Here is a 14,848-nt window from a genome sequence, read left to right as displayed (position 1 = left end):
CCGGGGTGTCGCGACCGGTCGGCGCGTCCTATCTCCCGGATGGGGCACGCGGCTCGCGCCCCTCGGACCACCGACCCTCCGGCACCTTACCGGAGCGCAGACATCTCGAAGGACCGACGCGGCATGGCCTCGCAGGGTGATTGGAAGATCCCGGCTTCGACGCAGCCGAAGCCCGGCGATTACGGCTACGACCTCGACCGCGCCCTCACGGCGATGGTCCAGCTCTCCGCCCGCGTGCCGGCCGAGGCCTTCACCGCCGAGACGCTCGGCACCGAGCGGGCGGGCAACGGCGTGGTCATCGGCGAGGACGGCCTCGTGCTCACCATCGGATACCTCGTCACCGAGGCGGAGAGCGTGTGGCTCACCACCAACGACGGCCGCTCCGTGCCCGGCCACGTCATGGGGTTCGATGCCGCCACCGGCTTCGGCCTCGTCCAGGCGCTCGGGCCGCTGGGCGTGCCGGCGCTCAAGCTCGGCACCTCCGGCAGCCTGAAGATCGGCGACCGGGCGGTGGTGGCCGGCGCCGGCGGGCGCCAGCGCTGCGTCGCCGCGCAGATCGTCGCCCGGCAGGAATTCGCCGGCTACTGGGAATACGTCCTGGACGAGGCGCTGTTCACCGCCCCCTCGCATCCGAACTGGGGCGGGACCGCGCTGATCGGCCCGGAGGGCGACCTCCTCGGGATCGGCTCGCTCCAGCTCCAGCAGGGCGGCACGTCGGGCCCGCGGGCGATCAACATGGTGGTGCCGATCGACCTGCTGCCGCCGATCCTCGACGACCTGACCTCGCGCGGGCGCGCCAACCGTCCGGCCCGCCCCTGGCTCGGCCTCTACGCCACCGAGAGCGAGGACGGCGTCGTGGTGATGGGGCTCGCCGACAACGGCCCGGCCGAGGCGGCGGACCTGCGCGCGGGCGACGTGATCGAGGCGGTGGCGGGCGAGCCGGTGGCGGATCTCGCCGACTTCTTCCGCAGCGTCTGGGCGCTGGGCGAAGCGGGCGTGCGGGTGCCGCTGACGATCCGCCGCGACGGCCGCGCCCTGAAGCCGACCCTGGTCTCGGGCGACCGCGAGCGCTTCCTCATGAGCCCGCCCCTGCACTGACCGTCCCTGTACCGCCCCTCTGCACTGACCGCCCCGCCCGGGCCGAAGCCTGGCTGTACGCAGCACAACACGGCCGTCAGTGGAAATTCATCCGGTACGCCGTAGTTTTCTCGCTGCCCGGCCATTCCCTCCCTGGCCGGACATCGAAGGAGATCGCGTCATGACGCACGTGAAGACTTTTGGTGGGGCCGGCCTGGCGACGGCAGCCGGCCTGGCGGGAGCCCTGCTCCTCGCACCCGCCGCCCAGGCCATGCCGCTGGCGCCGCTGCCCGGCGGCGCCCTGATCGAGACCGTCGCCGGCGGCTGCGGCCCCGGCTTCCATCCCAATCCGTGGGGCGTGTGCCGGCCGAACTGGGGCCCGCGCCCGTACTGGCGGCGGCCGGTCTACGGCCCCTACGCCTACGGCCCGCCGCGCCCGTTCTACGGCCGCCCGGCCTATTACGGGCCGCGCCCGTTCTACTGAGACCGGGCCCGGCCGTCGGGCCGGGCCCCGCGCATATGACAACGCCGCATCGCGCCTTTCGGCCGATGCGGCGTTGTCATATGCACGATGCCGCACGCGGATCCACAGTGTTCGGCGATCGGATCGATGCGCGACGGTGCCGGCGCGCAGACGACGCAAGGTCATCGCTTGCACGTTGCCCAAGCCGATCGGACGCCGTTGGCCTCCTGAACTGCGAACGCGATCCGGGGCGCGCGAAGGCCTCGAAAACAGGCTTTCCAAAACCTTGCCAAATCGTTGTGCGCTGCATGCCGGGCTCGCATGGCTGGCTAACGAATGTCGGCCTGCCGCTGCGGCGCAGCAAGCTTATAAGTGCATTGCACCAACAAGAGGCAGGCGGTGCCCAAGCGGTCGTCACCGCCTGCCTGAACAAAGGTCAATGTCATGTCCGCCGCCCGTAGCGTCCTCAACCGTTTCCGCGCCTATCTCCGTTACCGTGAGACCATCACCGAGCTGTCGCGCCTGTCCGACCGCGACCTCGCCGACCTCGGCATCAACCGCTTCGAGATCCAGGGCATCGCCCGCGGCTGAACCGCCATCGCCCGCGGCTGAACCCCCATCGCCCGCGGCTGAAGCTCCCGGACGTGCGCCGGCCCGTTGCCTCGGGCCGGCTCGTTCCGGTATCTGCAGGGGCATGTCCCAAGCAAGCGCGCCCATCCACATCGTCGGCGGCGGCCTCGCAGGCTCGGAAGCCGCCTGGCAGATCGCCGAAGCCGGCCACCACGCGGTGCTGCACGAGATGCGGCCGGTGCGCGGCACCGAGGCCCATCACGGCGAGGGCCTCGCCGAGCTCGTCTGCTCCAACTCCTTCCGCTCCGACGACCCGAACGGCAATGCCGTCGGCCTCCTGCACCAGGAGATGCGGACGCTCGGATCGCTGATCCTGCGGGCGGCCGACCGGCATCAGGTCCCGGCCGGCGGCGCGCTCGCGGTCGACCGCGAGGGGTTCTCCGCCGCCGTCACCGCCGCGCTCGAAGCGCATCCCAACGTCACCATCGTGCGGGAAGAGGTCGCCGGGCTGCCGCCGGAGAGCTGGGGGCCGTGCATCGTCGCCACCGGGCCGCTCACCGCCCCCGCCCTCGCCGAGGCGATCCGCACCATCACCGGTGCCGACGCGCTCGCCTTCTTCGACGCTATCGCCCCGATCGTCCACCGCGACTCGATCGACATGAGCAAGGCGTGGTTCCAGTCGCGCTACGACAAGGTCGGGCCCGGCGGCACGGGGGCCGACTACATCAACTGCCCGATGGACCGAACGCAGTACGACGCCTTCATCGCGGCGCTCGTCGGCGGCGAGAAGATCGGCTTCAAGGAGTGGGAGGCCTCGACGCCGTACTTCGACGGCTGCCTGCCGATCGAGGTGATGGCCGAGCGCGGCCCCGAGACCCTGCGCCACGGCCCGATGAAGCCCGTCGGCCTCACCAACCCGCACGATCCCCAGGTGAAGGCCTGCGCGATCGTGCAGCTGCGCCAGGACAACGCGCTCGGCACGCTCTACAACATGGTCGGCTTCCAGACGAAGCTGACCTATTCCGAGCAGGTCCGCGTCTTCCGCACCATCCCCGGCCTCGAGAACGCGGAGTTCGCCCGCCTCGGCGGCCTCCACCGCAACACCTACCTCGACAGCCCGCGCCTGCTCGACGCGACCCTGCGCCTGAAGGTGCGCCCGTCGCTGCGCTTCGCCGGCCAGATCACCGGCTGCGAAGGCTATGTCGAGAGCGCGGCGATCGGCCTGATGGCCGGGCGCTTCGCGGTGGCGGAGAGCCGGGGCGGGGCGCTCGAGCCCCTGCCGCAGACGACCGCGCTCGGCGCGCTGATCGCCCACATCACCGGCGGCCACATCCTCGACGACGCGCCCGAGGAGACGGCCAAGGAGCCGGGCAAGCCGCGCTCGTTCCAGCCGATGAACGTCAATTTCGGCCTGTTCCCGCCGCTCGCCGCGATGCCGCGCAACGAGACCGGCAAGCGCCTGCGCGGGCCGGAGAAGGCGATGCTCAAGCGCCAAGCCCTGACCGACCGGGCGCGCGCCGACCTGTCGGCCTGGATCGCCGGCACGACGCCCCAGGCCGCGGCGGCCGAGTAGCGCCCCCACGTTCAAGCGCGCGAAAAAGTCCCCCGATCGGCGACATCGCGACTTGAGCCCGCGCCCGTCCCGGCGAACAGTGGCGCGGACGGCGCAGGCCGGATCGCGGGACGAGGCGCAGCCGTGGCGGGACCTTACGAAAAATCCTCCGGGTCGACGGTCGGGGCGGTGCTCCGCGTCACCAGCGGCAACTTCCTGGAGATGTTCGACTTCTTCCTGTTCGGCTTCTACGCGACCCACATCGCGAAGGCGTTCTTCCCGGCCGGCGACGAGTTCGCCTCCCTGATGCTGACCTTCATGACGTTCGGTGCCGGCTTCCTGATGCGGCCGCTCGGCGCCGTGCTGCTCGGCGCCTACGTCGACCGGGTGGGGCGCCGCAAGGGGCTGATCACCACCCTGGCGATCATGGCCGCCGGCACGGTGCTGATCGCCTTCGTGCCGGCCTACGCCACCATCGGCCTGCTCGCCCCGGCCCTCGTCCTGATCGGCCGGCTGCTCCAGGGCTTCTCGGCGGGCGTCGAGCTCGGCGGCGTCTCGGTCTACCTGTCGGAGATGGCGACGCCCGGCCGCAAGGGCTTCTACGTGTCCTGGCAATCGGGCAGCCAGCAGGTGGCGATCATGGCCGCCGCCGCGATCGGCTACGGGCTGAGCCACGCGCTGGTGCCGGAGGAGATGTCGGAATGGGGCTGGCGGGTGCCGTTCCTCATCGGCTGCGCGCTGGTGCCGTTCCTGTTCTACATCCGCAACTCGCTGGAGGAGACCAAGGCCTTCGCCGAGCGCAAGCATCGGCCGGAGGCGGCCGAGATCTTCCGGACGCTCGCGACGAACTGGCGGATCGTGCTGCTCGGCATGCTGATGGTCGCGATGACCACGATCGCGTTCTACACGATCACCGTCTACACGCCGACCTTCGGCAAGAGCGTCCTCAAGCTCACCGACACCGACAGCCTGCTCGTGACCTTCTGCGTCGCGGTCTCGAACCTGTTCTGGCTCCCGGTGATGGGGGCGCTGTCCGACCGGATCGGCCGCAAGCCGCTCCTGATCGCGTTCTCGGCGCTGACCCTGCTCACCGCCTACCCGGCGCTGACCTGGCTCGTGGGTCACATCAGCTTCGGGGCGATGCTCGCCGTGCTGCTGTGGTTCTCGTTCCTCTACGGCAGCTACAACGGCGCGATGGTGGTGGCGCTGACCGAGGTCGTTCCGGTCGAGGTCCGCACCGCCGGCTTCTCGCTCGCCTACTCGCTGGCGACCGCCCTGTTCGGCGGCATGACGCCGCTCGTCGCCACGTGGCTAATCGCGGCGACCGGCGACAAGGCCGCGCCCGGCCTGTGGATGTCGCTCGGCGGCGCCCTGGGACTGGTCGCGACGCTGGTGATCTATCGCGGGCGCGGGGCGATGCCGGCCGGGATGCCCGCCGCGGCCCGGTGAGCCGCGCGGCGATCCGCCGGTCGGAAGCTATTGCGGGGATGCCGTCCGGTACAGGACGGGCGTGGCCGGATGGCGCGGCGCGAGCCGGATCCAGGGAACCCGGTCCGGCTCGAAGCGGACGCGGGCCGCCCGGCGCCAGAGCGGGGGGGCATGATCGCCGACCAGGAGGATCTCCGTACCCGGATTGCGGATCGCGAGACGCGAGACCGCCGCGAACAGGTCCTCCCAGATCTCGGCCATCGCGCAGACCTCCGGATCGCCGAAGGGCCCACCGGTCTTGCAGTCGTGGCGCGGCGTCGCCTCCCCGGGCCTGACCGGGACATGGGAATTGAGCGTGACCCAGTACACGAACAGCGGCTGCGTCGCCTTCGACAGCCGGTCGTCGATGGTTTCGGCGATGTCGACGTCGCAGGGGCCGACGAACGCGCCGCCGCAGTGCCGCGTGTAGGCCGTGGTCGCAGTGTCCTGGAACACGCTTCGGACGAAGCCCACCTTCGGGTACCAGGACGACCGATCGTAGAAGGCGCTCGTGAACCCGTGGACCGAGACGGTGCGGTAGCCTCGCGCGGCGAGCTGGGCCGGAAGGCAGGTCGGTCCGTGCCCGTCGAGGAGAACGGTGTAGGCCGAGCGCGAATGGCAGAGCTCGCGCATCTCCCCGTACGAGGTCGCCCCGAAGAAGCTCGTCGTGCCGGTCGTGATGCTGAAGGCCTCCCTCAAGGCCGCGTCGTCGAAGGCGGAGAACAGCACCTCCCTCTGGCGCGGGTCGCGCAGGACGCCCAGGCTCTCGACGAGCACGAGAAGGACGTTCGGCTTCTGCGGCGACGGCGCCGTCAGGGCGGCGAAGCCCGACGCCTGGACCGCGGATTGGAAGGGCTGACCGATGGCGGCGGCCGGGCCGAGAGAAAGGCTGGCCGAGCTGTTGATCGCGATGTCGGCGAACAGGAATCCCGACACCGCCAGGGCGAGGACGATCCTGTTGCCTCGGACCATGGGTGCCCTGTAGCGCACGAGGAACCACAGGCCGGCCGCGACGAATGTCGTCAGGGCCGCCGTGAGCCCCGCATAGAGCGGCGAGCTCAGCAACCGGACATGCGTCAGGGCATCGAGGTTGTGATGGATGGATCCGATGTCGAGGAAAAAGATCTCCGAGACGATCATCAGCAGGTCGAAGGCCACGACCGTGAGGTAGAGCGGCACCACGGCAAGGGGCGGCAGCCGGATGCCGACCAGGATCACGACGACGTAGGCCGCGATCGGAGCGGATCGTGCCGGAATGCCGATCCAGAGGCTTGCCAGGATGGCCAGCGCGTTCGGCAGGAGCAGGGCGCCGACGACGAGAAGCAGGGTCGGCCCGGCCTGCGCGATGCGACGGCGGACCGCCCAGCCGCCGACGCGTTCGCGCACGGTTTCGCGCGCGTCGACGAAGCCGTTTTCCGCGCTGTCCATGCCCGCGCCCCACCTCAAGTCCGTGGAGCATGTTCCTATAGATCGGTTATCATGGTCCTAATCTGCACGTGAACCCGGTAAATTTGCCCAGACGATCGAAATCGTTCCCGCCTTGCCGAGGTCTGGCGGGCGGGCGTCGGAACGCGCGAGCCCTCCTCAGATCGCCCGCCGCGCCATCAGCCGCCGGCCCGGGCGGTGCCCCTCCTCGCCGGTGTCGCGGAACCCGAGCTTGGTCAGGAGCCCCCAGGAGGCGACGTTGCCGGGACGGCACTCGGCAACGATCGTGCGGGCCGGAAAGCGCAGCGACAGCGATCCCAGGATGCCCGACACCGCTTCCGTGGCGAGGCCGCGCCCCCGGGCGGCGCCGCCGACCCAGTAGCCGATCTCGACCGCCTCGGTTCCGCGCAGGTGCGTCCCGACCACCCCGACCAGGGTTCGGCCCTCGCGCGTCCGGGCGCCGAAGAACCGGTCCTCGCGGCGGCGTCCCGAGGCGATGAGCCTGCGGGCATCCTCGAGCGTGAAGGGCGCGGGCAGGAAATCGACGGCGCCGGTGATCGCCGGGTCGTCGGTGAGGCTCCGCAGCGCCTCCGCATCGCCCGGAATCAGCACGTCGATCGACAGTCGCGCGGTCTCCAGACCGGGCAGGTCGCACAAGCTGTCGCTTCGGGCGCGGCGGAAGAACATCTCGGAGGATGTGGGATCGGACGACGGATACCGTAAGAGACGCTTTGGCGGGGCGGTCTCATCCCGCGCCGACCCGGGCGCGGCCTACTCCACGGCCTGGAAGCCCGACAGCGGCGCCTCGACGCGGCAGACGACCCCGTCGGGCTCGTAGGCGAGGCCGACCGCGCCCCCGACCGCGCCCGCGAGCCCGCGCTCGATCAGCCGCGACCCGAAGCCCTTCCGCGTCGGCGGCGCGACCTTGGGACCGCCGCGCTCGGTCCACAGCATCCGCACCATGGCGTCGGCATCGAGCGACCACGTCACGGCCACGCGGCCGCCGGGCACCGAGAGCGCGCCGTACTTGGCCGCGTTGGTGGCGAGCTCGTGCATCATCAGCGCCAGCGACAGCGCCGCCTTCGGGCCGACCTCGATCTCCGGCCCGTCGAGGGCGAGGCGCCCGGCCTGGCCGTCGTCGTGGATCGCCAGCGCCCCGGCGATCACCGCGGCGATGCCGGCGCTCTCGCGCGCGCCCGTCAGGAGGATGTCGTGCGCCTTGCCCAGGGCGATCAGCCGGGCGGCGAGCGCCTCCTTGGCGCTCTCGAAATCGGGGGCGTTGCGCAGGGTCTGCGACGCGATGGCCTGGACCATCGCGAGGGTGTTCTTGAGGCGGTGGCTGAGCTCGCGGTTACGGAGCGCCTGCTGGTCCTCGGCCTGGATGCGCCCGAGCGTGCCCCAGAGCCGCTCGGCGACCTCGCGCACGAAGGCGATCTCGCCGGCGGCCCAGGCGCGCGGCGCGCGGTCGTGGACGAACAGCACCCCGGCGAGCCGGCCGAGCCGCGTCAGCGGGACGTTGATCGCGGCCCGCGCGCCCATGCCGGCATAGGCCGCGGCATCGCCGGTCAGCGCCGGATCGGCGATATCGGGGATCGCCTGCGGCAGGCCCGAGGCCAGGCGCGCCAGGGTCTCGGGGAAGGCGGCGAGCGGGCAGGGCGGCGGAGGGCCGGCCGGGTCGGCGTCCGCCGCGGTCCAGGCGGCCTCGACCTGGAACACGCCGCCCGCGACATCGACGGCGCCGTAGCCCGCCCGCGTCGCCGGAAGCGTCGCGCCGAGGATCGCGGCGGCGGCACCGATCGCCTCGGTCCGGCCCGAGGCGTCGCGCAGCGCGTCGCCCAGCGCGATGAGCGCACGGTGGCGCGCTTCGGTGGTGCGCTCCAGCGTGATGTCCTCGATCATCGCGGTGGTCTGGAGCCGGTCGCCCAGCGCCTGCGACACGAGGTTGACCCGGGCCCAGATGATGCGGCCGTCGGCACGGCGGTAGCGCTTCTCCAGGGTCTCGCGCAGGACCTCGCCGGCGGCGAGGCGCCGGTGCAGGGTGTCGCGCTCGGCCGCATCCTCCTGCGGGGTCCACAGCGCCACCGACCGGCCGACGATGGCGGCGGCCGGCGCGCCCCAGATGGCGCAGAGCTTGGCGTTGACGCTCAGCACCTCCAGGCTGTGCGGATCGAGCTGGACGATGCCGACGTTGGCGCCCTCGAAGATCGCGCGGACATCGGCCTCGGCGCGGTTGCGCTCGCTCAGGTCGAGCATCGCGCCGACCATGCGCACCGGCGTGCCGTCCGCGTCGCGGATCACGTAGCCGCGGTCGAGCACGTCGGCGTGGCGTCCGTCGGCGCGCAGGAAGCGGTATTCGAGGCTCCAGGCGTCGCTCCCGCCCCGGATCGCGGTGCCGAGCGCCGCCTCGACCCGGTCGCGGTCGGCCGGGTGGACCTGCGCCAGCCACCATGCCCCGGTGGCGGCCTCGCCGTCCGGAGCCCAGCCGTAGGCGGTCTGGAGCGCCTCGTTCCACGTGACCGTGTCGGCGACGAGATCCCAGTCGCGGATCGCGTCGCTGGTCGCCCGCGCGATCAGGCGGTAGCGCTCGCGGACGGCCTCCGAGGCGAGGTCTGCGACCTTGCGCGCGGTGACGTCCCGGACGCTCCCGACGATCCGGTTGGCCCGGCCGCCGGCGAGCACCGGACGGCCGCAGATCGCGACCCAGAAGGGCGCATCGTCGGGCCGCGCCAGCCGGTAGTCGCCGCCGAACCGCCCGTCGCCCTCCGGGTCGAGGGCGGTGCGCAGGTCGGCGGCGGCCCGCATCCGGTCGTCCGGGTGGATCGCCCGCAGGAAGGTCCGCGCCAGGTTCGCCGGCTGTGCCGCGTCGAGCCCGAGCAGCCGGCGGGCGTGGGCATCGCAATCGAGGCGGTCGGCGAGCGGGTCGTAGTCCCAGATCCCGATCTCGGTCGCCTCGATCGCCAGCCGCATCAGCAGCGCGCTCTCGCCGAGGCGGACGGTGGTGGCGGCGCGCGCCGCGAGGGCTTGGCGCTGCCGGGCGAGGCGCGCCTCCCGACGGTCGAGGGCGGCGCGGCTCTCCAGCAGGCCGACCGTGCGGCGCCCGAGCGCCCGGAAGGCCGCCTCCTGGCCGGGCGCGAGGCCGGCGCGCGGCAGGGTGTCGAGGACGCAGAGCGTCCCGAGCGGGACGCCGTCGCGCGAGACGAGGCGGAGCGCCGCGAGGAAGCCGAACGGCAGCGCGCCTCCACCGGGCCCCGCGCCCCGGTCGGCGAGGACGCGGAGGTCGGGCAGGACGCAGAGGTCGTCTCGGAAGATGTCGCCGTGGGGGAGGACTTGTCCCTGGCGGACGCCTCCGCCCCGATCGAGCCCCCCTCGCGAGAGCAGCCGTGCCAGCGCCCGCCCGTCGGGCGCGGCGATCCCGAGGCGTGCCGCCACCGCCAAGCCGTCGCCGTCGACGAGGCCGAGGAAGGAGGCCGGCGCACCGAGGAGCGCACGCGCGAGCAGCACGGTGTCGTCGAAGCCGGTCTTGGCCGGATGCGCTCCGGAATCTGCGCGGGGCGCGGCCCGCACCGGTCGGTCGGGAAGGGTGGACGGGGCGCTCACCGCGGCGTCCGCGGCGATCCGCACGCCGCGGCGGCCTCGGGCCGTGGGATGGGGAAGCGGGGTTCAGCGCGCCGCATCCCGCCTCCTTCCGCCCTCGTCGCGGTCGGTCGCCGCCGCGCGCTCCGACGCGCCGCCGACGGCGTGGATGCTGCCGAGCACGGTGTCGTAGTGGCGGCGGACGACGCCGTGGCACTCGCAGGCGGCGTCCACCATCGCGGTGCGGTCGAGGATCGTGATGCGGCCGCGCCCGACGCGCAGCAGGCCCTGCGCCTGCAGCGTGCTGAGGATGCGGGTGAGATAGGTGCGCTGGACCCCGAGCATCGCGGCGAGCTGCTCATGGGTCACGGGCAGCACGTCGCCGTCGATCCGGTCCTGGAGGGTCAGCAGCCAGCGCAGGCAGCGCGCCTCGATCGGGTGCAGGGCGTTGCAGGCCACCGATTGCAGCACCTGCGCCAGCAGGCAGTCGGCGTAGCGGGTGAACAGGGCGCGCAGGCTCGCCGAGCGGCGCTTGGCCTCCTGCAGGCGCGCCGCATCCAGGCGCAGGGCCGGTCCGCCGACCTGCACGACCGCGCTGGTGGAGGCGGGAACCCGGCCGTCGCTGACCGCGCCGCCGACGGCGCCCTCGCAGCCGATCGTGGCGGTCTCGGCGCTGCGGCCGTCCTGCATCGCGATCAGCAGGGTCACGACCGTCTGCCGGCAGGGAAACGTGATCGCGCCGACCTCGGCGCCGGTGGCGAAGAGCACGTCGCGCTTCTCGTAGGCGGCCGGCTCGAGATGCGGCGCCAGCAGGGCGCGGTCGGCGCCGCGCAGGCTCTCGAGCAGGCGGTTGCCGTCGAACGGGGAGGAAGACGCGACCGACATGCGATTCGACGGTGGAGGGCGGATCGTCACAACCTACAGGAGCGACCCGGCCGCAGTCCGTCCATTAGTGGACAGAAGATGCGCGAATTCGATGATTTTTCGACATTTGCGCGCGGCTGCGCCGGCGCGATCGCGCGTCGGCGGGAAGCGCTTTCAGAGGGGTGCCGGCCGGCTTTCTACTTGCCGGTGCAGAGGCCCTGCTCGGAGAGGCGGCGGTGCTCGCGTGGGTCGCAATCGGTCGAGAGGAACGAGGCCCACTCGGCCGGCGTCCCGTAGAAGGCGTTGCGGTCGACGTCGCCGCGCACCCCCGGCACGCGGCCGGTCGAGGTGAACTGCCACAGCATCCACTTGCGGTTGGCGAAGCGCTGCTCGGGCTCGGCTGCGGTCGAGCGCAGCCAATGCGGGTAATCCGGCAGCTCGCCCTCGAGCACGTCCTTGTGAAAGGTGATGTCGGTGTAGATGATCGGCCGCTTGCCGGTGTACCGCTCCATCTCCTCGAGCATGTAGGTCGTCATCGCCAGGGCCTGCGCCTTCGGCAGCTTCTTCGGGCAGGTCTGCGAATGGCCGTTCCACTCCACGTCCAGCACCGGGGGCAGGGCGGTCGGGTCGTTGGGGACGTTCTTCTTGAACCAGTCCATCTGCTCCTTGGCCGAGCGGCACCAGAACACGAAGTGGTAGGCGCCGCGCGGCACGCCCGCCTGGCCGGCGGCGTCCCAGTTTGCGCGGAAGCGGTCGTCGACGTGGTCGCCGCCCTCCGTCGCCTTGATGAAGGCGAACTGGGTGCCGGCGGCGCGCACCGAGGCCCAGTCGACCGGTCCCTGCCACTTCGAGATGTCGATGCCCTGGATCGGATGGCTCTTGGCCCGCGCGACGCCCGGATGGGGCTTCGCGTCGCCGTTCGTCGGGTAGAAGTCGTTGTTGGAGGCGCAAGCCGCGAGGCTCGCCAGAAGCGTCGCCGCCAGGATGCGCTTGGCGACCGCGCGCAGGCCGGCCGAGGTCGAGGCGAGATCCACAGGACGAGCATTCCTCAGCGACATCGATGCCCGGCCCGCCATCTGGTGAAGCGCCACAACAGAGCTATTCGATGGCCCCGGGGCGGTTAACAGACTTTTGCCGTCAATGCGGCGGAATTCCGGAACCCGTGTCGGACGAGACACATGACCGCGTGGAGCGCGTCCGCGCTGGCCCGCGCGCCGCGGGTTAAGTCACGCTGCCGCCTCGCTTCTTCGGAGGGCTCGGGTTGGGTAAGGTTCTATTCACCATAGGTTACGAAGGGCTCGATCCGGAGCGCCTGACCGCCGCCCTCCGCGAGGCCGGATGCGGCCTGCTCGCGGACGTGCGGGCGGTCGCCAACTCGCGCAAGCGCGGGTTCTCGAAGGGGGCGCTCAAGGCCGGGATCGAGGAGGCGGGCCTCGCCTACGCCCACCTGCGCAGCCTCGGCACGCCGAAGGCCGGGCGCGAGGCGGCCCGCGGCCACGACGCGGCGCTGATGCGCAGGATCTACTGCGAGGCCGTGCTCGACACCGCCGACGGCGGCCTCGCCCTCGATGCGCTCGCCGGGATGGCCGAGGCCGCGCCGACCTGCCTGCTCTGCTTCGAGCGCGACCCCGAGCGCTGCCACCGGCGCGTGCTCGCCGAGCGCCTGGAAGCCCGCGGCTTCACCACCGTCGACCTGTTCGGGTGAGATCCGCCTTCGGGGGCGACGAGGCTCGGCCGCAGGCGCGAACGTGGGCCGCCGCTGCGGCGGATGCCTCCGACCCGGGTCGAAGGCGCCGAGCGTCACGCGTCGGGCCGGCCTTCGCAGAAGCGCCGGAACGCCTCCAGGGTCTCGCCGCTGACATGGTGCTCGATGCCCTCGGCGTCGCGCCGCGCGGTCTCGGGGCTGACCCCGAGGGCGCACAGGAAGCGCTCGACGATGCGGTGGCGCTCGCGCGCCTGGCTCGCGAGCGCCCGTCCGGCCTCGGTGAGGAACACGCCGCGATAGGGGCGCTGCTGCACGAGGCCGTCCTCGGCCAGCCGCTTCAGCATCTTGGCGACGGTCGGCTGCGCCACGCCGAGGCGGGCGGCGATGTCGACCTGGCGCGCCTCGCCGCCGTCGCCGATCAGGTCGGCGATCAGCTCGACGTAGTCCTCGACGAGCTCGGAGCGCCGGGCCTCGCGGGCCTGCCGGAAGCTCTCGACATGGACCTCCGGGTCGATGAGCGCGGGCTCGGATCGTGGCGGATCCTGCATGGTGCCGGCTCTCTCCCCCCTTGGGCAGGTCGCGCGGAAACGCTTTGCGGTTTCGCGCCCGAAGCCTGCGATCACACCCATAGGCCGGGCGGCTGCGGCGCAGGCAGCCTGTTTAGCAAAAGCGGCGCGGAAGGGGAGCCCCGGGCGCGCGCAAGATTCGATCTTGACCTTGAGCCCGAGCACATCTTTATAGCTCATGCTATAAAGCGCGCGGCACGGGGCCGGGCAGGATCGCGGCGACGTTCATGGACCAACCCATCGCGGACACGCCGGCCGGCGGCCGGACCGCACCGCAGCGCGACAGCCTGAGCCTGCGCACGGAGCGGCGCATCCGCGACGTGCTCGACGGGCGGGCCGTCGGGCGCGGCCGCTTCCTGCTGTTCACCGGGCCGGCCGTGATGGCGTCGATCGCCTACATGGACCCCGGCAACTTCGCGACGAACATCCAGGCCGGCGCCAAGTACGGCTACGGCCTGCTCTGGGTGGTGCTCGCCGCCAACCTCGTGGCGATGCTGTTCCAGGCGCTCTCGGCCAAGCTCGGCATCGTCACCGGCCGCAACCTCGCCGAGCTCTGCCGCGACGAGTTCCCGAGGCCGGTGCGGCTCGCGATGTGGGCGGTGAGCGAGCTCGCCGCGATGGCCACCGACCTCGCGGAATTCCTCGGCGGCGCGATCGGCCTGGCCCTGCTCACCGGGATGCCGCTGTTCGCCGGCATGGTGGTCACGGCCGTCGTCACCTACGCGATCCTGCTGCTCGAGCGCGGCGGATTCCGCTGGATGGAGATCGTCATCGGCGCGATGGTGGCGACCATCGGCCTCTGCTACGCGATCGAGCTGTTCATCGCGCCGATCGCCTGGGCCGACGCGGCCAGGGGGCTGACGACGCCGCGGATCCCGGACGCCGAGGCGCTGACCATCGCAGTCGGCATCATCGGCGCCACGGTGATGCCGCACGCGCTGTTCCTGCATTCGGGGCTGACGCAGGGACGCGGCGGGGTCCGCAACGACGCCGACCGGCGCCTGCTCCTGCGCTACTCGAACCGCGAGGTGGTGGTGGCGCTGGCGCTCGCCGGCCTGGTCAACATCGCCATGGTGATCATGGCGGCGGCCGCCTTCCACCTCGGCCACAGCGAGGTCGCCGAGATCGACCAGGCCTACAGGACGCTGACGCCGCTGCTCGGCCCGGCGGCCGCGGGCGCGTTCCTGGTCTCGCTGATCGCGTCCGGCGTCTCGTCCTCGGTGGTCGGCACGATGGCCGGGCAGATGGTGATGCAGGGCTTCCTGGGCTGGCGCGTGCCGCTGATCGTGCGGCGGCTGGCGACGATGGTGCCGGCCTTCGTCGTGATCGGGATCGGCGTCGACCCGACCCGCGCGCTGGTGCTCTCGCAGGTGGTGCTGTCGCTGGCGCTGCCGGTGCCGATGATCGCGCTGGTGCTGTTCACCCGCCGCCCGGACCTGATGGGCGCCTTCGCCAACCGGCGGGCGACGCAGGTCGCGGCGGTGGCGGGCGCGGCCCTCGTGCTCTGCCTCAACGCGGTCCTGCTGGCGCAGGCGTTCGGCGTGCCGGTCCCGGGGCTGGCGGCCGGCTGAGGCCTCCGGCCCGCG

The 14,848-nt window shown here is 72.2% G+C and carries 13 protein-coding genes; 7 read left to right on the top strand and 6 right to left on the bottom strand.

What is annotated here, in order from left to right; genetic code table 11:
- Positions 1-123 precede the first annotated feature (123 nt).
- The 5 genes from MKK60_RS11970 to MKK60_RS11950 all read left to right on the top strand — a co-directional run bounded on the left by MKK60_RS11970 (position 124) and on the right by MKK60_RS11950 (position 5,111).
- A complete protein-coding gene (locus tag MKK60_RS11970) occupies positions 124-1,098 on the top strand; it encodes a S1C family serine protease (protein WP_147727653.1) in 975 nt (324 codons plus the stop codon).
- A gap of 160 nt (positions 1,099-1,258) precedes the next feature.
- The gene (locus MKK60_RS11965; RefSeq protein ID WP_243933182.1) at positions 1,259-1,561 is read left to right on the top strand and encodes a GCG_CRPN prefix-to-repeats domain-containing protein; all 303 of its coding nucleotides are present in this window, start codon (positions 1,259-1,261) and stop codon (positions 1,559-1,561) included.
- A gap of 423 nt (positions 1,562-1,984) precedes the next feature.
- Positions 1,985-2,131, top strand: a complete 147-nt coding sequence (locus MKK60_RS11960) for a DUF1127 domain-containing protein (protein WP_147727651.1) — start codon at positions 1,985-1,987, stop codon at positions 2,129-2,131.
- A 103-nt stretch (positions 2,132-2,234) separates the two neighbouring features.
- Entirely contained in the window at positions 2,235-3,683 is a 1,449-nt protein-coding gene (trmFO, locus tag MKK60_RS11955) for a methylenetetrahydrofolate--tRNA-(uracil(54)-C(5))-methyltransferase (FADH(2)-oxidizing) TrmFO (RefSeq protein WP_147860005.1), read from the top strand.
- Positions 3,684-3,806: 123 nt separating this feature from the next.
- Complete coding sequence (locus MKK60_RS11950) at positions 3,807-5,111, top strand: MFS transporter (RefSeq protein WP_243986007.1); 1,305 nt, start codon at positions 3,807-3,809, stop codon at positions 5,109-5,111.
- A gap of 27 nt (positions 5,112-5,138) precedes the next feature.
- On the opposite strand, the gene MKK60_RS11945 is transcribed toward MKK60_RS11950, so the two are convergent.
- From MKK60_RS11945 to MKK60_RS11925, 5 genes are all read right to left on the bottom strand, one after another.
- Positions 5,139-6,557, bottom strand: coding sequence for a sulfatase-like hydrolase/transferase (locus MKK60_RS11945; RefSeq protein WP_243986005.1), 1,419 nt, complete (start codon positions 6,555-6,557; stop codon positions 5,139-5,141).
- A 156-nt stretch (positions 6,558-6,713) separates the two neighbouring features.
- On the bottom strand, positions 6,714-7,241 hold the full coding sequence (locus MKK60_RS11940; RefSeq protein ID WP_147727647.1) for a GNAT family N-acetyltransferase: 528 nt from the start codon (positions 7,239-7,241) through the stop codon (positions 6,714-6,716).
- A gap of 84 nt (positions 7,242-7,325) precedes the next feature.
- On the bottom strand, positions 7,326-10,151 hold the full coding sequence (locus MKK60_RS11935) for a PAS domain-containing protein (RefSeq protein WP_243986001.1): 2,826 nt from the start codon (positions 10,149-10,151) through the stop codon (positions 7,326-7,328).
- A 63-nt stretch (positions 10,152-10,214) separates the two neighbouring features.
- A complete protein-coding gene (locus tag MKK60_RS11930) occupies positions 10,215-11,012 on the bottom strand; it encodes a Crp/Fnr family transcriptional regulator (protein WP_243985992.1) in 798 nt (265 codons plus the stop codon).
- A gap of 176 nt (positions 11,013-11,188) precedes the next feature.
- Positions 11,189-12,049, bottom strand: a complete 861-nt coding sequence (locus MKK60_RS11925) for a glycoside hydrolase family 25 protein (RefSeq protein ID WP_243933174.1) — start codon at positions 12,047-12,049, stop codon at positions 11,189-11,191.
- 203 nt (positions 12,050-12,252) lie between these two features.
- Here MKK60_RS11925 and MKK60_RS11920 point away from each other — a divergent pair, with 203 nt between their 5' ends.
- Complete coding sequence (locus tag MKK60_RS11920) at positions 12,253-12,696, top strand: DUF488 family protein (protein WP_147841730.1); 444 nt, start codon at positions 12,253-12,255, stop codon at positions 12,694-12,696.
- Between the two features lie 95 nt (positions 12,697-12,791).
- On the opposite strand, the gene mntR is transcribed toward MKK60_RS11920, so the two are convergent.
- Complete coding sequence (gene mntR, locus MKK60_RS11915) at positions 12,792-13,244, bottom strand: manganese-binding transcriptional regulator MntR (protein ID WP_147727183.1); 453 nt, start codon at positions 13,242-13,244, stop codon at positions 12,792-12,794.
- 245 nt (positions 13,245-13,489) lie between these two features.
- On the opposite strand from mntR, the gene MKK60_RS11910 reads away from it, so the two are divergent.
- A complete protein-coding gene (locus MKK60_RS11910) occupies positions 13,490-14,833 on the top strand; it encodes an Nramp family divalent metal transporter (protein WP_243985990.1) in 1,344 nt (447 codons plus the stop codon).
- Positions 14,834-14,848: the final 15 nt, after the last annotated feature.

Source organism: Methylobacterium sp. J-092 (genome assembly GCF_022829325.1).
GTDB lineage: Bacteria > Pseudomonadota > Alphaproteobacteria > Rhizobiales > Beijerinckiaceae > Methylobacterium.
Note: the sequence above shows the minus strand (reverse complement) of the source record. Positions and strands in the feature narration are given on the sequence as shown.